Origin of the sequence: Agrococcus phoenicis (assembly GCF_047302415.1) — a bacterium.
Taxonomy (GTDB): domain Bacteria; phylum Actinomycetota; class Actinomycetes; order Actinomycetales; family Microbacteriaceae; genus Agrococcus.
The window spans coordinates 2,485,438-2,503,893 of record NZ_CP154854.1 but is presented as its reverse complement, the minus strand read 5'-3'; the positions used below and the strand labels follow the sequence as shown (position 1 = coordinate 2,503,893).

Genomic DNA, 18,456 nt, shown 5'->3' with positions numbered 1-18,456 from the left:
GTGGTTCCTTTCAGGATGGGGCCGAGCCCCGGTCGGCGGCGGGGGCGATCCCCCACCGTGCGTCATCGCGCCGCACCAGCTGCGGCGTGACGAGGGTCGTGGTGACGCCGGCCGCAGGGTCGAGCGCGAGCAGCGCTGCCGCCGCGACCTCGCCGAGGCTCTGGTCGACGCTCGGGAAGCCAAGACCGGCGGCGAGCGAGGTGTTGTCGAAGCCGATGACCGGCACGCGCTCGGCGGTCTGCGCGAGGGCTCCGAGCGCCCCGGTCGCGAGCGAGTCGGAGGCGCACACGAGCCCGTCGACACCGTGCTCGAGGAGGGTGCGCGAGGCGGCGAGCGCAGCAGCGACGCCGTCCTCGCTGCGCACCGTGAGCGCGTCGAGGTCGCGCCCGTCGAGGTCGAGCCGCTCGCGCATCGCGGTCGCCCACCCCAGCCGGCGGTCGTCGCCGGAGCCGCTGCCCTCCGGCCAACCGACGAAGCCGATGCGTCGATGGCCGCTGTCGAGCAGCGCCTCGGTCGCCTGGCGGGTGCCGGCTGCGCCGTCGACGTCGACCCACGAGTGCTGGGGCGAGGGCCCCCACGGGCGACCGAAGGTCACGAACGGCAGCCCCGCCTCGATGAGCGCGGGCACGCGCAGGTCCCCCTCGTGCGTCGACGTGAGCAGGAACCGGTCGGCGACCTGCCCGCGCGCCAGGCCGCGGATCTTCTCGACCTCCTCCTCGTCGGAGGTGGCGGTGAAGAGCACGACGTGCTGGCCCTGCGCATCCGCCGCGGCGGTCAGCTCGTGCAGGAACCGGTCGAGCAGCGAGGAGGCGATGTTGTCGGCGATCGGCTCGATGCGCAGACCGATGGTCGACACCGTGCGCTGTCGGAGCCGCCGGGCCTGCATGTTGGGCGCGTAGCCCAGCACATCCACGGAGGCGAGGACGCGGGCCAGGGTGTCCTCCGCGAGCAGGGAGGGGTTGTTGAGCGCGTTCGACACGGTCTGCACCGAGACGCCGGCGTGGGCGGCGACGTCGACGAGCGTCGTGGCCATCGTCACTCCTTCGTGCCGGCTCCTCGCAGCGTGGCTGCGCATCGCTCTTGGATCGTTCCAATCGCGACGGTAGCGTATCCACCGTCGGATGTGAAGCAGGACCGGAAGAGGCGATCGATGCACACCGAGCGCGCGCAGCACGAGCACGGCAGGCAGCCGCTGCTGCACGACGCCCTCGTCGTGCTCGAAGCCCCCACCCAGGCCTGGTCGGATGCGTCGGGCGACATGGGCGCAGCACCGATCGAGGGCGTGTTCCACGGCGACTGGCGCTACCTCAGCGCTCTGCGCCTCACCATCGCCGGCGAGACCGTCGAGGGCACGGGCACGGGCACGGCCACGGCCGGCGCCGCGAGCTCCGCGAGCTTCCACGGCATCGCGCGATCGATCGACGACGCGACGCCGGATCCGCGAGTGCTCGTCGAGCGGCGGCGCGAGGTCACGGCCGGTCGCCTCGTGGAGCGCGTGCTCGTGCGCAACGGCCTCGACGCATCCGTCGTCGCACCGGTGCGCCTGTCGCTCGACGTCTCGATCGCCGAGCTCTCGAGCGTCAAGGCTGGGCTCCCGGCTCCCGCCACGATCAGGTGGCAGGAGTGCGCCGATGGGCTCGAGGCCGGCGACGGCACGCGCGCGCTCCGGCTCGCGGCGCCCGCCGGCGCCCTGCGGCGCGACGGCGACTCGGTGCACGTCGAGTGGAGCCTGGAGGTGCCGCCGGGCGAGACTCGCGGCGCACTGCTGGAGCTCACGCTCCACGACGCGACGGCGGTCGTCGGGCCCGCCGCCGGCCGCAGGCTCGGCGCCCTCGCCCCGAGCGGGGACGCCGCCCTCGACCGCTGGGCCGCGCGCGCGCTCGGCGACCTCGAGGCACTGCTCCTCGACGCTGGCCAGGGGCCCTTCGCGGCCGCAGGCGCACCGTGGTTCATGACCCTCTTCGGCCGCGACACCCTCATCACCGCGCGCCTGCTGCTGCCCCTCTCGCTCGACGTCGCGCTCGGCACCCTCCGCACCCTCGCGGCCCGCCAAGGCGTCGCGATCGACCCCGCGACCGCCGAGCAGCCCGGCAAGATCCTGCACGAGATCCGCCAGGGGGCCTTCACGATGCCGGGCGAGGGCATCGTGCTGCCACCGGTCTACTACGGCACGATCGATGCGACGCCGCTGTGGATCGTGCTGCTGCACGAGGCCTGGCGCCACGGGCTGCCGCTCGCGGCGGTGCGCGAGCTGCGGCCGGCGCTCGAGGCCGCGCTGGCCTGGATGCGCGACCACGGCAGCCCCGGCGGCTCCGGGTTCTTGCAGTACATCGACGAGACCGGCACGGGCCTGGCCAACCAGGGCTGGAAGGACTCGGGCGACTCCATCCGCTTCAGCGACGGCTCGGTCGCGGAAGGGCCCATCGCGCTGTGCGAGGTGCAGGCCCAGGCGTGCCAGGCCGCGAGCGCCGGCGCCGAGCTGCTCGAGGCGCTCGGCGGCGACGGCGCCGAGTGGCGCACGTGGGCCGACGCGATGCGCGAGCGGTTCCGCGCCGCGTTCTGGGTCGAGCGGGGCGGCGAGCGCTACCCGGCGATCGCCCTCGACGGCAGCGGCAGACCGGTCGATGCGAAGTCCTCGAACATGGGGCAGCTGCTCGGCACATCGCTGCTGAGCCCCGACGAGGAGGCGCACGTCGCGCGCATGCTCGTCGACGAGCGCTTCGCCTCAGGGTGGGGCGTGCGGACCATGGCGAGCGACGAGGGCGGCTACTGGCCGCTCTCCTACCACTGCGGTTCGGTGTGGCCCCACGACACGGGGATCGTGATCGAGGGCATGCTGCGGGCCGGCCTCGACGAGGAGGCGCGGGTGCTCTCCGCGCAGCTCGTGCGAGCGGCCGACGCATTCGACGGGCGCCTCCCCGAGCTCTTCGCCGGGTTCTCGGCTGCCGAGGCCTCCACGCCCGTCGCGTACCCCGCGTCCTGCCGGCCGCAGGCGTGGAGCGCGGCCGCGGTCGTGCCGGTGCACCGGGCACTCGCGGAGCCGGCGGCCCCCAGCCACTAGATTGATGCCGTGCTCGGCATGCTCGCCACCATCGGACGGATCCTCGTCCAGCACTGGCCCGCGCTCCTCGCGTGGTACCTCGGCGGCGTGCTGGCGCGCTACGTGCTCATCGAGGTCGCCGGCTGGGTCGGCGCCTTCAGCGCGGTCGCCGGCCTGCTGATCCTCCCGCTCGCCGTGCTGGCGCGCCTGGCGTCGTTCGTCGGCATGTTCCTCGTGGTGCGCGGCAGCCTGCGCGAGCTGAGCGCCATCGCTCCCCCGCCCACCACCCCGGCAGCCCGGCGCACGACCTTCATCGCCTCGCTGCTCGGCGGCGTCCTGCCCTTCTTCGCCGTCTACATGGCGACCGGCAACGTGCAGGAGGACGCCGACGCCTACGCCACGCGAGCCCTCGAGGTGCAGTCGTCCTTGCGCTGGGGCGCGTTCGTCACGGGCGAGGAGTTCGACAGCACCGGCACGGTCACCGAGGTCCTCCTGAGTCCCGCGGTGCTCATCGCGCTCGGCATCGCCTTCGCGGGCCGCCTGGCGTGGGGTCGCTGGGAGCAGCGCCTCCCCCGCTGGGTCTCGGTCGTCGCCGTCTACCTCGAGGGCGTGTGGGTCTTCCTGTTCGTGCTGCTCCTCGGCGAGTACCTGCCGCTCGTCACCGCGTGGGTCGACGACCGCCAGGCGATGGCGTGGGTGGCGGATGCGCGGGGCTGGCTCGCCGCATCCGTCGCGCCGGTCGCGTGGCTGTGGGATGGCATCGACTGGGCGATCGGCCACCTCGGCGCGGCGCTCGGCCAGCCGCTGGCGTGGCTGACGATCGGGGGCGTGATGTACGGCCAGGCCGTGCGCGCGCAGGCGCCCGCGATCCCCGCGCAGCTCGTGGACCCTCGCCTCGCGCCCGTCCAGGAGCGCATCGAGCGGGCCCGTCGCCGCTACGGCGCGCTGCCCGCCTGGGCGCAGTCGCAGGCGAAGCAGGCGTGGGGATCGGTGAGCGCTCGCTTCTCGCCCATCTGGCGCGCGATCCTGCTGATGCTGCGCGGCGGGCCGCTGCTGTTCGGCACCGCGGTGCTGCTGTACGCGATCGTGGAGTGGCTCGAGGGCGGGCTCACGCTGCTGACGACGCGCATCGTCGGACCGCAGGGCTTCAACGAGTTCTGGCTGGTGTGGGACTCCCTGCTGTTCCTCCCCACGGCGATGCTCGTCGAGACGCTGCGGATCGTGGTCATCGCCGGCGCGTACGACGCGATGATCGGCCGCCTCCGCCGCCACGAGGCAGCGGCGGCCCCCGCCGGTGCGGCGACGACGGCGACGGATGCGTCGGCGCGCGCGGCGATCGCCGGCCCGGCGGCGCCTCAGGGCAGCTCGAGGACGAACGTCGGCAGCGACGGCTCCGAGCCGAGGATCGCGACCTCGAGCTCGAACGGCCCGGCGTCCTCGGGCACGAGGTAGAGCAGGTTGAGGAACACGGGCTCGGTCGCCTCGTAGCAGGACACCTCGCCCTCCCACCCGAGCGGCCCCCAGCTGCCCTCCCAGGAGCGGCCGGTGCCTCGCTCGACCAGCAGCGGCCGGGCGCACGAGAGCGGCTCGTCGCCGGGGACGAGCGTGAGCTGCGCCGCGAGCGCGCGGGCACCCGGCGGCACGTCCACGTCGACCTCCGCGGGCACCTCCACGAGGCTCGCGGGGCCGATGTCGACGCCGTCGAGCTCGATCGAGGCGCCTGCTGCCACGGGGATGTGCTGCCAGTGGCGGAACTCGTAGTACGTGCGCCACTCCTGCCACGCGATGGCGCCGCCCGTCGCTGGGACGAGGACGGCCAGCGCGACGAGCGCGATCGCGTTCCGGCGCCACCAGCGGGGCTTCACCGCGCCCATCCGGTCTCCTGCAGCTCGATCGAGGGGGAGCGGTCGACGGCATCGAGGTCGATGCGGAGCTCCACGATCGTGTCGACGCGCGTCTCCAGCGATCGGCCCAGCCGCAGCGTCGCGTCGCCCGTGAGCGCGCCCTGCGGCAGCTCGAACGCCAGCGAGCCCGACTGCGGGATCCCGAGCCGCAGCGACGCGGAGCGGAGCGACTCGGGTCGCTCGCTCGCCGAGATGACGCGATCGCCGAGATCGAGCTCGGCCAGCGAGAGCAGGCTCGCCACCTCGGTCTGCATGGCCTCCACGTCGAGGTCGACGACGACCCACGTGCCCTCGGCCCGCCATCCGCTCGCGTCGATCACCTCCTGCTCGGTCGCTCGCACCCCGTGCACGGTGGCGGCGAACAGCCGCGCCTCGGCGCGCTCCCCGACCGCGGCGTCGACGACGAACGGCTGCGCGGTCTCGGCCTCGTCCAGGGTGAGCGTGCCGATCAGCGCCGCGGTCGCGATCATCGCGAGCCCGACGAGCCAGGCCAGCGCGCGCCTCACGGCGCCTCCTCTCCCTCGGCCTCGGCGTCGGCGCCGGCACCGACGTCCTCTGCCTCGAGCAGGACGGTCGCCGCGAGCTCCTGGTCGCTCCAGTACTCGCCGTAGAGCGTGCTCGAGCCGACGTACAGCTGGTGGTCGAGGAGCGAGACGCGCACCTCGTCGCCGTCGGCGAACAGGTCGTCGGGCACGATCCACGTCAGCACCAGCTCGGCGGGCACGCCCGGCTGCACCGCGGGCGAGATGGTCCCGTCGTCCAGCCGCGCGGCTGCCGTCACGCTCGCATCCGGCAGGGCTTCGAGGCGGATCGCCTGCGCGAAGGTGGTGGAGTCGGTGCCGATGGAGCGATCCCACGTCCCCTCCACCGTGCCGACGACCGCGAGCACCCGCTCGCCGGCGGCGGGGTCTGCGGTGGCTCCGGCCTCGTCGAAGGTGTCGATCAGGACCGCGCGCTCGAGCGTGAAGGAGGCGAAGGGGCCCACGTGCGCCTCGCCGGCCGCCAGCTCCTCCGGCAGCGTCGACGCTGCGGTCTCGAGCCCGCCGAAGGCGGCGGTCGCCGCGAGGAAGATGCCGGCGACCGCGGTCGTGAGCCACCGCATCGGCACCTTCTCGGCCGCCTTGCTCATCCAGCTGCCCGCGCGCCCGGTGCCGCGCTTCGCGGCGACAGCGGGCGGCGCCGCCGCGACATCCGCGGCCGTCGCGCCCGATGCGGCCTTCGCCGCGACAGGCGCCGGCGCAGGCTGCTGCGGCGATGCGGCGCTGGCCTTGCCCGGCTGGTCGTTCACAGCACGAGCATAGGGCCGGGACTCGCGCCCCGACCCCATGCCGCGTGCGGCAGCGTGACCCGCAGGGTCAGCCCTTCGCGGAGCCCGCCAGCAGCCCGCGGACGAAGAAGCGCTGCAGGCCGAAGAACACCGCCAGCGGCACGACCAGCGAGACGAAGGCGCCGGCTGTGAGCCGCTCCCAGTTCTCGCCTCGCGAGCCCGCGAGCTCGGCCAATCGTTGGGTGAGCGGCGCGGTGTCCGGTGTCCCGGAGGAGAACACCAGCGCCACAAGCAGGTCGTTCCACACCCACAGGAACTGGAAGATGCCGAACGACGCGATGGCCGGCATCGCCAGCGGCAGGATGATGCGGAAGAAGATCTGGCCGTGACCGGCGCCGTCGACGCGCGCGGCCTCGATGACATCCGCCGGGATCTCGGAGATGAAGTTGTGCAGCAGGAAGATCGCCAGCGGCAGGCCGAAGATGGTGTGCGCGATCCAGACCGGCAGGAACTGCTTGTCGCTGACGAACGGCATGATGTCGTTCAGCCCGTTCTGGAACGGCTGCAGGAAGGTCACGAACAGCTGCAGCAGCGGGATGAGCGCCATCTGCAGCGGCACGATCTGCAGCGCGAACACGACGACGAACAGCGTCGACGATCCCTTGAACTTCACCCACGCGAACGCGTACGCCGCGAGCGAGGCGAGCACGAGGGGGATGAGCGTGCCGGGGATGGAGATCAGCAGCGAGTTCACGAAGTACTCGCCCAGCTGCGGCGACGACGAGGAGGAGGAGAAGAGCACCTCGCCGTAGTTGTCGAGCGTCAGCTGCGGGTCGGTGAAGAACGTCCACCAGCCGGTCGTGCCGATCTGGTCCGCCGGGCGGAAGGACGACAGGAACAGCCCGAAGGTCGGCACCGTCCAGAGCAGCGCGATCACGATCGCCGCGAGCGTCGCCCACGGGCTCGTGAGGCGCTGCTTCACGCGGTCGGCGCGCGTGCCCTTCGGCTTCCCGCCGAGGGCGGCCTCGGCGCTCTCCGTGGTGATCTCGGGGTCTGGGGTCACTGCGGCGCTGGTCATCGGATCGCCTTCTGCTGGTTCATGACACGGATGTTGTAGACGACGATCGGCAGCACCATGATGAACAGCACGAGCGCCAGGGCCGCGCCTCTGCCGGGTTCGCCGGAGCGGAAGGCCTGCGTGTACATCTCGTTCGCGACCACCGAGGTGTCGAAGTTGCCGGCGGTCATCGTGCGCACGATGTCGAACACCTTCAGCGTGGCGATCGAGATCGTGGTGACCACCACCACGAGCGACGAGCGGATGCCCGGCACCACGACGTTGCGGAACCGCTGCCACGGGTTGGCGCCGTCGAGCTGCGCCGCCTCGAGCTGCTCGACCGCGACGCCCTTGATCGCCGCGGAGAGCACGACCATGGCGAAGCCGGTCTGGATCCAGATCATCACGAGGATCAGCGCGAGCGTGTTCCAGGGGCTGTTCTGCAGGATCTGCTGCGGCTCGCCGCCGAACAGCACGATGAGCTGGTTGACGAGGCCGATCTGCTCCTGCTCCGGCCCGCGGTAGGCGTACATGAACTTCCAGATGATGCCCGCGCCGACGAACGAGATCGCCATCGGCATGAAGACGAGCATCTTGTAGACCTTCTCGCCGCGGCTCTTGTCGATGAAGACCGCGTAGGCGAGGCCGACGGCCGTCGAGATGAGCGGCACGAGCACCACCCACACGAGCGTGTTGCCGAGGGTGACGAGCGCCTCGGGCTGCGTGAACATCCACACGAAGTTGTCGACGCCGTTGAACGTGCCGGTCTTGTCGGTGAAGGCCAGCAGCGCGGTGCGGATGGCGGGGTAGACGAGCCCTGCGGTGAGCAGCAGCGCGGCCGGCATGAGGAACACGAGCATGGGCTTCGAGTCCTCGTCCTTGTCGGCGACGTAGCCGAGCACGCCCGCGACGCTGAGCATCGCGGCGAACGCCCACGGCCAGACGCCGACAGCCCGCTCCTCGGATTCGAGCAGGGTCGCGATGCCCACGACGGCGACCGCAGCCACGAGCCAGACGATCAGGCGCAGACCGCGACGGATGCGCGGGGGCGCGAACGCGACGCCCGCGGTCACGACGAGCGCCCCGACGAGGGGCCAGCCGACGATGGTCGCGGCGAGGGTCAGCGGGTCGGTCACCCAGTCGAGCATCGCGATGCTCTCCGAGGCCTGCGCGACCAGCACCACCCCGACCACGACGGCGGCGGCGACGAGGCGCAGCACCGCGCTCCGCACCGCTTCGGAGACGCGCGCGAGCAGCCGGTCGAGGCCCCACTGCAGCAGCACGACCGCCAGGCCGGCGACGGCGAAGATGATCGCCGCGTTCGTCAGCTCCTGCGTCATCCACGGCACGACGCCGTAGAGGATGCGCGCGAGGACCGCGATCAGCACGAGCACCGCGATGATCACGACGCGCGGCTTCAGCCCCTGCTTGATCCCCGCCCAGCCCTTGACGAGCGGCTTGTCCTCCGGGCGGTCGAGGAACGCGAGCAGCAGCGCCATCACGACGGCGAACGCGCCGAGGCCGACGACTGCCTGCATCACCTTGCCGATGAGATCCATCGTGGTCATAGTCACCCCTGTCGTCGATGCGGGCGTGGGGACCGCATGAGCGGCCCCCACGCCCGCATCAGCTCGTTATTCCGGCCAGCTCTGCTCGACCGTGGCGAGCATGGACGCGGAGTCGGCGCCGGAGATCCAGTCGATCATCCCGCTCCAGAGCGTGCCCGAGCCGACGGCGCCGGGCATCGTGTCCGATCCGTCGAACCGGAACGTGGTGTTCTCGTCCTGCAGGATCGCGTAGGCCTCGCGCAGCAGGTCGCTCGAGGCGTTCGCCGGGTCGAGGCCCGAGTTCGCCGAGAGCACGCCGCCGAGGGAGACGCGGCTGTTGGCCCACTCGGGGCTCGACAGGTACGTCTGCACCGCCACGACCTCCTCGTCGTCGCTGAACGCGCCGACGAACTCGCCGCCACCGGTGACATCCGCGGCGCCCGCCTCGGTGCCCGGCAGCAGGAAGGCCCACACGTCGCCGTCCTCAGCGACGTTCACGTCGCCGTCCGGGTTGTAGAAGCCCTCGTAGAACGTCGCCTGGTGGTGCATCGCGCACTCGCCGTCGAGGACCGGCAGGCCGGCCTCGCCGAAGTCGGTGCTCGCGATCGTCGAGACGTCGCCGATGCCGCCGTTGACGTAGTCGGGGTTCTTGATCAGGTCGCCGACGCGGTCGAGCGCCTCGACGATCTCGGGCGAGTCGAAGGGGATCTCGTTCGACGCCCACTGGTCGTAGACGTCCGCGCCCGCGGTGCGGAGCACGTAGTCCTCGAGCCAGTCGGTGCCCGGCCAGCCCGTGGCCTCGCCGGAGCCGAAGCCGACGCACCAGGGCGTGACATCCGATCCGGCGATCGTCGCGGTGAGCTCGTCGACCTCGTCGAGCGTCTCCGGGATCTCCCAGCCGTTCTCCTCGAACACCGAGGGCGAGTACCAGACCATGCCCTTGACCGACGCCATCAGCGGCGCGGCGTAGAACGTGTCGTCGACGGTGCCGAAGCCCTGCCAGGTCTCGTTCCAGTACTCCTGCGCGTTCGCGGCGACGGCCTCCGGCGCCTCGAGCACGGCACCGGTGCCGACGACCGAGGCGAGCAGGCCCGGCTGCGGGAAGATCGCGAGGTCGGGCGGGTTGCCGCCCTGGACGCGGACGTTGATCTGCGCCTCGAACTCCGAGGAGCCCTCGTAGACGATCTCGATCCCGGTGCAGTCGGCGAACTCCGCCCACGACTCGTTGAGCCGGTCGGCCTCGGCATCGAGGATCGTGCCGTAGATGCTCACCTCGCCGCCCTCGAAGGTGCCGTAGTCGGCGTAGGCCTCGCAGCCCTCGGCGGTTGCGGGAGCCGAGCCGCCCGGCTCGGCCGAGGGGTCGGCTGGTGCGTCTCCGACACAGCCCGTGAGGGCGAGTGCCGCGACGCCCGCGACGCCCAGCGGCATCGCGATCCTGCGTGCGTGCTTCACATGAACTCCTTCGCTCAGTGCAATCGGCACGCGCCGCGTCGTTCCGCACAGCGCCGTGCCCGATCCTCAGGAACCGGAACCGGTTCCATTGCCAGCGACGCTAGCGCACTGGGGCGCTCCGCGATGCGCAACGATGTTTCGATTCGGCAACGATCGACGGAGGAGCACCTGTGCCCCCGCCGCGGGAAGGGGTACCTTTGGAACCGGTTCCAACGATGAGACCCGCGGCGCGACCCGAACGCGCCGCCGCAGCACGAGGAGGCGCGATGCCACGGCTCGACGACGTCGCCCGAGCGGCAGGGGTCTCCAAGGCCACCGCGAGTCGCGCGCTCTCGGGCGCCGACGCCGTCTCGCCCGCCACGCGCGAGCGGGTGCAGCGCATCGCCGCCGAGCTCGGCTTCCGGGCCTCGGGGGCCGCTCGCCGGCTCGCGACCGGCATGACGCGCACGATCGGCGTGCTCACCCCCTCCGTCGACCGCTGGTACTTCGGCAGCGTGCTGCACGGCATCGCGCACGCCGCCGACGCACACGAGCACGACGTGCTGCTCTACGACCTCGGCGCCTTCGGGCACGGCGGGCACGAGAAGTTCGAGCGCTTCATGCGGCGCGGCGAGGTCGACGGCCTCGTCACCATCACCTGGAGCCTCGTCGGCGGCGACCTCAGCCGGCTCGCCGAGCTGGGCATCCCGGTCGCGACCGTCGGGGAGCCGACACCCCACACGCGCTCGTTCAGCCTCGACGACACCGCCGCCGGCGAGCTCGCCGCTGAGCACCTCGTCGCGCTCGGCCACACCGACATGCTGCACATCGCGAGCGCCACCGAGGTGCAGCCCTTCGACGCATCGTCGTCGGATCGCCGCAAGCAGGCCTTCGAGGCGGTCTCGGCTCGGCACCGGCTGGCGCTGCGACCCGTCGTGACCGTGCCCACCACGCTCGAGGGGGCGCACAGGGCGGCGGTCGAGCTGCTCTCCGGCGGCGACCTGCCGACCGCGATCATGGCGGGCACCGACGAGGTGGCGGTCGGCGTGCTGCTGGCGGCGCACCAGCTCGGCATCCGCGTGCCGGAGCAGCTGAGCGTCACGGGCGTCGACGACATCCCCTCGGCGAGCTCCTTCGGGCTCACGACCGTGCGGCAGGATCCCGCACGCCACGGGGAGGATGTCGTGGACTGGATCATGGATGCGCTGCACGGCGGGGCCGCGGGCGGGGACGAGCCCGACCGCAGCCACACGAACTACGCGCCGGAGCTCGTCGTGCGCACGTCGACCGCGCCGCCCTCGCGCTGACGCACCAGGAGGCGCCTTCGGGCGCTGAGCGCGGCGCTAGGCCTGCTCGAGCGGCGCCAGCGCGGCCGCCGCCCGGGACGCCTGCGCATCGGCGACCGCGCTCGGCGAGCCGGCTGCGATCAGCCGCCCGCGCTCCAGCAGGATCGCGCGATCGGCGCGCGCGAGGCTCGAGCGATCGTGGGTCGCGATCACCACCGTCGCGCCGGCCGCGGCGGCCTCGGCGATCGCGGCGTCGATGCGGTCGCGGGCCTCCGCGTCCGCAGCGGCAGCGGGCTCGTCGAGCAGCAGCAGGGGCGCGCGCCGGACGAGGCCCTGCGCGACGAGGACGCGCTGCCGCTGGCCCCCCGACATCCCCGTCAGCTGCCGCTCAGCGCTGCCCTCCATGTCGACGGCACGCAGCGCCGCGGCCACGCGCCGGCGCCCGTCGGCGCCGATCCGGCCGAGCAGCCCGCGCTGCCGCCACAGCCCCATCTCGACCGCCTGCCGCGCGGTGAGCGGCAGCCGGTCGCCGCCGTCGGTGCGCTGCAGCACGAGCGCGCGATCGGCGGGCAGTCCCGTCACCTCTCCGGCCGTCGGCTCGAGCAGTCCGGCGAGCACCTCGAGCAGCGTCGACTTGCCGCTGCCGTTGCCGCCCACGATCGCCGTCACCGCCCCGGCGTGCAGCTCGCAGGTCACCGCGTCGAGCGCGAGCGCGTCGCCGCGCGCAGCGCTCAGGCCGTGCACGCGGATGCGCGGAGGGGTCGGTGCGCCATCGGGCTGTGCTGTGTCCATCCCTCGATTGTACTTTGAGAATCATTATCGTTATCGTCGGTGCGTGCCCTGGATCCACGAGCTGCTGCTCGCCCCCTTCGAGACCGCCTTCTTCGGGCGCGCGCTCCTGGGCGGCATGCTCGCCGCGAGCATCTGCGCGATCGCCGGCGCCTGGGTCGTGGCGCGCGGCATGGCCTTCCTCGGCGAGGCACTCGGGCACGGCATGCTGCCGGGCGTCGCGATCGCGACGCTCATCGGCGGCTCGCCGCTGGCGGGCGCCGCCATCAGCGCCGCCGCCATGGCCATCGGCATCGGCTGGCTCACGCGCAGGGCCCGACTCCGCGACGACACCGCGATCGGCATCGCCTTCGTCGGCATGCTCGCGCTCGGCGTCGTGATCGTCTCCCACTCCGGCAGCTTCGCGACCGATGCCACCGCGATCCTCTTCGGCGACGTGCTCGCGGTGCAGCAGGCAGAGCTCATCGCCCTCGCCATCGGCCTCCTCGGCACAGCGGTGCTCGCGGCGGTGCTGCACCGGCCGATCCTCGCCCTCGCCTTCGACGAGCGCATCGCTGCGACGCTGCGCCTGCGCCCCGGCATCGCCAGGATCGGGCTCGCCGCCCTCGTCACCGTCGCGGTCGTCGCCTCCTACCAAGCGGTCGGCACGCTGCTGGTGGTCGCCCTGCTCGTCGCACCGCCGGCCGCAGCCGCCGCCTGGTCGCGCAGCATCGCCGGCAGCATGCTCGGCGGCGCGGTCATCGGCTCGCTCTCGGTCGCCGTCGGGCTCATCGCCTCGTGGCACCTCGGCACCGCCGCCGGCGCATCCATCGCCATCGCCGCGGTGCTCGCCTTCGCCGCCTCGAGCGCCCTGCGCTCGCTCACCGCCCGCCGACCGCGCAACGGTGCGCCGGTCCCGACGACCACTCCAGCACCCGAGATCGGCGAGCCCGCGCTCGCCAGCGAGAGGAGCGCAGCGTGACCCTGCGACCGACCCCCACCCGACGCCGCGCACCAGCGGTGGGAGCAGCCCGGACGACCGCCGTCGTCGCGAGCGCCGCGCTCCTGCTCGCCGGCTGCAGCACGCCTGCGGAGCCGAGCGCTCCGACCGGCGGCGCTGCCGCGTCGGCGGAGGGCTCTCCGACCGACACGGCCGTCCCGCACGGCTACGTCGAGGGCGCCGCAGAGCTCGCGGAGCCGCAGCAGGTGCTCGCGGCGATCGGTCCCGCGGGCGAGGTCAGGCTGCTCGACCTGCTCACCGAGCAGATCGACGAGCTCGACGCCGTCGGCGAGGTGGCGTCGCTCGAGCACGACGGCCGCTTCCTCGCCGCGACCACCGAGGGCGGGGTCACGATCGTCGACACCGGCGTCTGGACGGTCGATCACGCCGACCACGTGCACTACTACCGCGCCGAGGCGCGCGTCGTCGGCTCGCTCGAGCTCGACGGCCCGGCCACGATCTCGTCGACCGAGTCGCGCACCGCCGTGCTCGGCGACGGCGAGGTGGTACTGCTCGACCGCGAGGCCCTCGGGCAGGGCGAGGTCGTCGAGACCGGAAGGTTCCCCGCCACGACGGGCGGATTCGCGACACCGTCGGGTGACGGCGCGATCGTCGGCGCCGATGGCGCCGTCGTCGTGCTCGACGCCGTCGGCGCCGAGCTGGCGAGCGAGCCGTGCACCGACCCGCGAGGCGGCATCGTCACGCGCGTCGGCGCGGTCGTCGGCTGCGAGGAGGGCGCGGTGCTGGCGACGACCACGGATGCCGCGGGAGCGTCGGTCGTCGAGCTCGAATCGATCGGCTACCCCGCCGGCACCGCCGCCTGGCTCCGCGCCACGGGCTTCGACATGCGCGCGGGTCGCGCGACTGCCGCCGCGGTCGCCGGCGAGGCCGGCTTCTGGCTGCTCGACACCCGCGAGCGCACCATGACGCTGGTCGAGACGCCGCAGCCGCTCGAGCGCGTCGTCGCGGTCGACGACGAGGCGGGGCACGTGGTGGCGATCGCCGCCGACGGCCGCGTGCTCGTGCTGGACGAGGCCGGCGCCGAGCTCGGCGCGACGGAGCCGGTGCTCGCGGCCACGCTCGCCGACCCCGTCGCCGCGGCGGCGCTCTCCCTCGAGCTCGACGCGAGCCGCGCCTACGTGCCGGTGCTCGCCGAGGGCGTCGTGCTCGAGATCGACTACGCCGATGGCGCCCGCATCGCGCGCACCCTGTCGATGCCCGCGCCGCTCCACATCGCGAAGACCGGTCGATGAGCCCGCGTCGACCCGTCGCCCGCACCGCTGCGGCGATCGTCGCGGGCAGCCTCGCCGTGGCACTGGCAGGCTGCGCTCCCGGCTCCCCCGAGCACGCCGACGCCGGGCCCGAGCGCCCCGAGGTCGTCGTCACCACGAACATCCTCGGCGATGTCGTCGACGAGCTCGTCGGCGAGCAGGCCGTGGTCTCGACGCTCATGCGCCCGAACGCCGACCCCCACTCCTTCGAGATCTCGGCGCAGGAGGCGGCGGCCATGGAGTCGGCCGACCTCATCGTCGCGAACGGGCTCGGCCTCGAGGAGGGCCTGGCGCAGCACGTCGAGGCCGCAGCCGCAGCGGGTGTGCCCATCCTCGAGGCGGGCGAGCACGTCGACGTGCTCGAGTACTCCTCCGAGGACGCCTCCGGCGCCGACCCCCACTTCTGGACGGACCCGACCCAGATGGTCGCGGTCGTCGAGGCCCTGCGCGAGCAGCTCGGCACGATCGAGAGCATCGATGCGGCGGCGCTCGACACGGCCGTCGACGCGTACGCGGGCGCACTGACCGAGCTCGACGCCGATCTCGCGCAGCGATTCGGCGCCATCGATCAGGAGCGTCGCGCGCTCGTGACGAACCACCACGTCTTCGGCTACCTCGCGGAGCGCTACGGCTTCCGCATCATCGGCGCCGTCATCCCCGGCGGCACCACGCTCGCGGCGCCGAGCGCGAGCGACCTGGCCGACCTCGCGGGCGCGATCGAGGAGGCCGGCGTGCCGGTGATCTTCGCGGAGTCCTCGCAGCCCGACCGCCTCGTGCAGGTGCTCGCCGAGGAGGCGGGCATCGAGGTGCGGGTCGAGACCCTCTTCACCGAATCGCTCACCGAGCCGGGCGAGGGCGCCGAGACCTACCTGCAGATGCTGACCGCGAACGCCGACCGCATCGAGGCAGCGCTCCGCTGATGCCGCCTCGCCCGGCCCGACCCCGAGTCCCCTCACCCCCTGAACCCCCTGAACCCCCTGGCGGCAGCGATCGCTGTCGCCGGACCCACCCGAACCCACACGGAAGGACACCATGCACATCCGCACCCCCCACGGAGGCCGCCGGCTGCTCGCCGCCGCCGGTCTCGCGAGCGCCGCAGCCATCGTGCTCGCGGGCTGCTCGAGCGCCGAGGCACCTGCTGAGCCCGAGACGGCTCCCGAGCCCGCAGCGACCTCGGCCGCGGCCGAGGCGTCCGGCGAGGCCGGCACGCGCCTCGCGCTGGCCTATGAGGGCGGCATCGCCGTGCTCGACGCCGAGACCCTCGAGCAGGTCGCCGACCTGCCCATCGACGGCTTCAACCGCCTCAACACCGCTGGCGACGGCGAGCACGTCTTCGTCACGACCGTCGGCGGCTTCCAGGTGCTCGCCACCGGAGCATCCGGCGACGAGCCCGAGCTCACCGACACCGTGATCGAGGCGACCACGCCGGCGCACGTCGTCCGCCACGCGGGCAGCACCGTGCTGTTCGACGACGGCACGGGCGAGTTCCACATCTTCGACACGGATGCCCTGCTGGAGGGCGAGGGCGTGCCGGAGATGCGCACGTTCGAGTCCGAGGCGGCCCACCACGGCGTCGCCGTCGAGCTCGAGGACGGCACGATCCTCTCCACGCTCGGCGACAGCGAGTCGCGCTCCGGCGTGCGGGCGCTCGACGACCACGGCCACGAGGTCGCGCGCTTCGAGGAGTGCCCCTCGGTGCACGGCGAGGGCGTCGTGGGCGACGAGGCCGTCGTGTTCGGCTGCGAGGACGGCGTGCTGACCTACGTCGACGGCGAGTTCACCAAGATCGACAGCCCCGACGACTTCGGCCGCGTGGGCAACACCTACACGACCGATGCGTCGCCGATCGCGGTCGTCGACTACAAGGACGACCCGGATGCCGAGGGCGTGCTGCTCCAGAACCTCGCCTTCGTCGACCCCGCGGCCAGCACCCTCGACGTGCTGGCGCTGCCGGAGGGCGTCTCGTACACCTTCCGCGGCGTCGGTCGTGACGACCACGGCGACGCGTGGCTGATCGGCACCGACGGCGCGCTGCACCAGGTCGACGTCGACGCGCAGGAGATCGTCGCCTCCTACCCGGTGATCGACGCCTGGGAGGGCCCGGCCGAGTGGCAGATGCCGCACCCGGCGCTGCTCATCGACGGCGACGCCGCCCTCGTGACCGACCCGGCGACGAACAGCGTGCACCGCGTCGACCTCGCGACGGGCGAGGTGGTCACGAGCGGCGAGATCGCCGGGCAGCCGAACGAGCTCGCGCTCGCCGGCTGATCCGCTCGACCGATGCCTGAGGGCCCGGTGGGCGCGACCGCGTGTCGCGGCCACCGGGCCCTCGCTGGCTCAGCTGCCCGTCGTGGCCGTGCCGACGAGCGCCGGTCGGCGGAGGTGGCAGACTAGCGCGGTGCCGGAAGTCGCCATCCTCGTGATCGTCGTGGTCGTCGCGCTCGCCTTCGACTTCACGAACGGCTTCCACGACACCGCCAACGCCATGGCACCGTCGGTCGCCACCGGCGCGCTCAAGCCGAAGCCGGCCGTCGCGCTCTCGGCCAGCCTCAACCTGGTCGGCGCCTTCCTGTCGATCGAGGTCGCTCGGACGGTCGGCAGCGGCATCGTCGACCTGACAGGGGTCGACGGCGAGCAGCTCATGCTCATCGTGCTGTGCGGCCTCACGGGCGCGATCGTGTGGAACGTGCTCACGTGGCTCTTCGGGCTGCCATCGTCGTCGAGCCACGCGCTGTTCGGCGGACTCATCGGCGCGACGATCGCCGCGCTCGGCGTCTCCGGCGTGCTGTGGGGCGGCGTCGCGCAGAAGATCCTCATCCCAGCGCTCTTCGCCCCCGTCATCGCCGGCGCCGTCGCCTTCGGCGGCACCTGGCTCGTGCACCGGGTGACGCGCAGGATCAGCAACCGCGGCGAGCAGCGCGGCTTCCGCTGGGGCCAGATCGGCGCCGCGTCGCTGATGTCGCTCGCGCACGGCACGAACGACGCCCAGAAGACCATGGGCGTGATCTTCCTCGCCCTCGTCGCGCACGGCTCGCTCGACGCATCCGCGGACATGCCGCTGTGGGTGCGCGTCGCGTGCGCGGTCGCGATCGCAGCCGGCACCTACATGGGCGGCTGGCGCGTGATCCGCACGCTCGGCAAGGGCATCGTCGACATCTCGCCCCGCCAGGGCATGGCGGCCGACTTCTCCAGCGCCTCCATCATCCTCACCTCCAGCCACCTCGGGCTGCCGCTGTCGACGACCCACGTGGCGTCGGGCTCGGTGATCGGATCGGGCCTCGCGCGCGACGACGTGAAGGTGCGCTGGAGCGTGGCGCGCCGCATGCTGGTGGCCTGGATCATCACGCTGCCCGCCGCGGGTGCGGTGGGCGCGGTGTGCCTGCTTATCTCCACCCTCTTCGGCCACTTCTGGGGCGCGATCGTCGTCACGACGATCCTCATCGTCGCGTGCACGATCATGTGGCTGCGCTCGCGGCTGAGCCCGATCGGCCACGACAACGTCACCGACGAGTGGGAGCAGCCGAAGGCGGAGCGCAAGCGCAGCATCGACCGCGAGCTGAGCGCCGTCGCCTCGGGCGTCGCGCCGCTCTCGAAGCCGCGCAAGCGCAAGCGCCGCGCCGGGAAGAAGGGCAGGGCATGACCATCGACTTCGGAGCGCTCGTCGTCGCCGTCGGCTCGGTGCTCGGGGTCGGCCTGCTGCTGGGGGCCGGCATCCCGCTGCTCTACGCGCTCGGCGTGCGATCCCGAGAGAGCCGGCGGCCGGGCTCGAGCGCCGTGAGCGTCGCGCTGTTCGCCACCTGCGTGCTGCTCGCGGTCGCGGGGATCATCGTGATCGTGTTCGGCGACGCGCTCTTCGGAGCCTGACGGGCCGCGCTCCGTCGTCCG

17 protein-coding genes are annotated in these 18,456 nt (G+C 72.9%); 9 read left to right on the top strand and 8 right to left on the bottom strand.

The features are described 5' to 3' along the window. Positions 1-10 precede the first annotated feature (10 nt). Positions 11-1,033 carry a LacI family DNA-binding transcriptional regulator gene (locus tag AA0Z99_RS12020; protein ID WP_413317667.1) on the bottom strand — a complete coding sequence of 341 codons (1,023 nt, stop codon included), beginning with the start codon at positions 1,031-1,033 and terminating at the stop codon, positions 11-13. A gap of 117 nt (positions 1,034-1,150) precedes the next feature. On the opposite strand from AA0Z99_RS12020, the gene AA0Z99_RS12015 reads away from it, so the two are divergent. Beyond that, a complete protein-coding gene (locus AA0Z99_RS12015; RefSeq protein WP_413317665.1) occupies positions 1,151-3,061 on the top strand; it encodes a glycogen debranching N-terminal domain-containing protein in 1,911 nt (636 codons plus the stop codon). A gap of 9 nt (positions 3,062-3,070) precedes the next feature. Further along, the gene (locus AA0Z99_RS12010; RefSeq protein ID WP_413317663.1) at positions 3,071-4,492 is read left to right on the top strand and encodes a hypothetical protein; all 1,422 of its coding nucleotides are present in this window, start codon (positions 3,071-3,073) and stop codon (positions 4,490-4,492) included. Here AA0Z99_RS12010 and AA0Z99_RS12005 read toward each other — a convergent pair. The 6 genes from AA0Z99_RS12005 to AA0Z99_RS11980 form a co-directional block, all read right to left on the bottom strand. Next, positions 4,396-4,914, bottom strand: a complete 519-nt coding sequence (locus AA0Z99_RS12005; RefSeq protein ID WP_413317661.1) for a hypothetical protein — start codon at positions 4,912-4,914, stop codon at positions 4,396-4,398. The two genes, AA0Z99_RS12010 and AA0Z99_RS12005, sit on opposite strands and share 97 nt — an antisense overlap. Beyond that, the gene (locus AA0Z99_RS12000; RefSeq protein WP_413317659.1) at positions 4,902-5,450 is read right to left on the bottom strand and encodes a hypothetical protein; all 549 of its coding nucleotides are present in this window, start codon (positions 5,448-5,450) and stop codon (positions 4,902-4,904) included. The genes AA0Z99_RS12005 and AA0Z99_RS12000 overlap by 13 nt, the downstream gene beginning before the upstream one ends. Then, positions 5,447-6,232: a hypothetical protein gene (locus AA0Z99_RS11995; protein WP_413317657.1), complete on the bottom strand. Its 786-nt coding sequence runs from the start codon at positions 6,230-6,232 to the stop codon at positions 5,447-5,449. The genes AA0Z99_RS12000 and AA0Z99_RS11995 overlap by 4 nt, the downstream gene beginning before the upstream one ends. Positions 6,233-6,299: 67 nt before the next feature. After that, positions 6,300-7,289, bottom strand: a complete 990-nt coding sequence (locus AA0Z99_RS11990) for a carbohydrate ABC transporter permease (RefSeq protein WP_413317655.1) — start codon at positions 7,287-7,289, stop codon at positions 6,300-6,302. Further along, positions 7,286-8,416, bottom strand: coding sequence for a carbohydrate ABC transporter permease (locus AA0Z99_RS11985; RefSeq protein ID WP_413320859.1), 1,131 nt, complete (start codon positions 8,414-8,416; stop codon positions 7,286-7,288). The genes AA0Z99_RS11990 and AA0Z99_RS11985 overlap by 4 nt, the downstream gene beginning before the upstream one ends. A gap of 486 nt (positions 8,417-8,902) precedes the next feature. Next, the gene (locus AA0Z99_RS11980) at positions 8,903-10,243 is read right to left on the bottom strand and encodes an ABC transporter substrate-binding protein (protein WP_413320857.1); all 1,341 of its coding nucleotides are present in this window, start codon (positions 10,241-10,243) and stop codon (positions 8,903-8,905) included. Positions 10,244-10,533: 290 nt separating this feature from the next. On the opposite strand from AA0Z99_RS11980, the gene AA0Z99_RS11975 reads away from it, so the two are divergent. Beyond that, complete coding sequence (locus tag AA0Z99_RS11975; protein WP_413317653.1) at positions 10,534-11,553, top strand: LacI family DNA-binding transcriptional regulator; 1,020 nt, start codon at positions 10,534-10,536, stop codon at positions 11,551-11,553. 36 nt (positions 11,554-11,589) lie between these two features. Here AA0Z99_RS11975 and AA0Z99_RS11970 read toward each other — a convergent pair whose 3' ends face one another. Continuing rightward, positions 11,590-12,324, bottom strand: coding sequence for an ATP-binding cassette domain-containing protein (locus AA0Z99_RS11970; protein ID WP_413317651.1), 735 nt, complete (start codon positions 12,322-12,324; stop codon positions 11,590-11,592). Positions 12,325-12,367: 43 nt separating this feature from the next. Between AA0Z99_RS11970 and aztB the strand changes: the two genes are divergently transcribed. The 6 genes from aztB (at position 12,368) to AA0Z99_RS11940 (ending at position 18,435) form a co-directional block, all read left to right on the top strand. Then, positions 12,368-13,282 carry a zinc ABC transporter permease AztB gene (gene aztB / locus AA0Z99_RS11965; protein WP_413317649.1) on the top strand — a complete coding sequence of 305 codons (915 nt, stop codon included), beginning with the start codon at positions 12,368-12,370 and terminating at the stop codon, positions 13,280-13,282. Then, the gene (locus AA0Z99_RS11960; protein WP_413317647.1) at positions 13,279-14,553 is read left to right on the top strand and encodes a hypothetical protein; all 1,275 of its coding nucleotides are present in this window, start codon (positions 13,279-13,281) and stop codon (positions 14,551-14,553) included. Before aztB ends, AA0Z99_RS11960 begins: the two co-directional genes overlap by 4 nt. Continuing rightward, positions 14,550-15,491, top strand: coding sequence for a zinc ABC transporter substrate-binding protein AztC (aztC, locus tag AA0Z99_RS11955; protein ID WP_413317645.1), 942 nt, complete (start codon positions 14,550-14,552; stop codon positions 15,489-15,491). Before AA0Z99_RS11960 ends, aztC begins: the two co-directional genes overlap by 4 nt. Before the next feature lie 112 nt (positions 15,492-15,603). Continuing rightward, entirely contained in the window at positions 15,604-16,839 is a 1,236-nt protein-coding gene (gene aztD, locus AA0Z99_RS11950) for a zinc metallochaperone AztD (RefSeq protein ID WP_413317643.1), read from the top strand. A gap of 130 nt (positions 16,840-16,969) precedes the next feature. Then, a complete protein-coding gene (locus AA0Z99_RS11945) occupies positions 16,970-18,211 on the top strand; it encodes an inorganic phosphate transporter (protein ID WP_413317641.1) in 1,242 nt (413 codons plus the stop codon). Continuing rightward, on the top strand, positions 18,208-18,435 hold the full coding sequence (locus tag AA0Z99_RS11940) for a hypothetical protein (protein WP_413317639.1): 228 nt from the start codon (positions 18,208-18,210) through the stop codon (positions 18,433-18,435). The genes AA0Z99_RS11945 and AA0Z99_RS11940 overlap by 4 nt, the downstream gene beginning before the upstream one ends. Positions 18,436-18,456: the final 21 nt, after the last annotated feature.

Excerpts from the sequence above, each read along its gene's own strand:
- AA0Z99_RS11975 (WP_413317653.1), top strand. The coding sequence starts at position 10,534 with ATGCCACGGCTCGACGACGTCGCCCGAGCGGCAGGGGTCTCCAAGGCC.
- AA0Z99_RS12020 (WP_413317667.1), bottom strand. The coding sequence starts at position 1,033 with ATGGCCACGACGCTCGTCGACGTCGCCGCCCACGCCGGCGTCTCGGTG.
- AA0Z99_RS12005 (WP_413317661.1), bottom strand. The coding sequence starts at position 4,914 with ATGGGCGCGGTGAAGCCCCGCTGGTGGCGCCGGAACGCGATCGCGCTC.
- AA0Z99_RS11985 (WP_413320859.1), bottom strand. The coding sequence starts at position 8,416 with ATGCTCGACTGGGTGACCGACCCGCTGACCCTCGCCGCGACCATCGTC.
- AA0Z99_RS11940 (WP_413317639.1), top strand. The coding sequence starts at position 18,208 with ATGACCATCGACTTCGGAGCGCTCGTCGTCGCCGTCGGCTCGGTGCTC.
- aztD (WP_413317643.1), top strand. The coding sequence starts at position 15,604 with ATGCACATCCGCACCCCCCACGGAGGCCGCCGGCTGCTCGCCGCCGCC.
- aztC (WP_413317645.1), top strand. The coding sequence starts at position 14,550 with ATGAGCCCGCGTCGACCCGTCGCCCGCACCGCTGCGGCGATCGTCGCG.
- AA0Z99_RS11970 (WP_413317651.1), bottom strand. The coding sequence starts at position 12,324 with ATGGACACAGCACAGCCCGATGGCGCACCGACCCCTCCGCGCATCCGC.
- AA0Z99_RS12015 (WP_413317665.1), top strand. The coding sequence starts at position 1,151 with ATGCACACCGAGCGCGCGCAGCACGAGCACGGCAGGCAGCCGCTGCTG.
- AA0Z99_RS11980 (WP_413320857.1), bottom strand. The coding sequence starts at position 10,243 with ATGCCGCTGGGCGTCGCGGGCGTCGCGGCACTCGCCCTCACGGGCTGT.
- AA0Z99_RS11990 (WP_413317655.1), bottom strand. The coding sequence starts at position 7,289 with ATGACCAGCGCCGCAGTGACCCCAGACCCCGAGATCACCACGGAGAGC.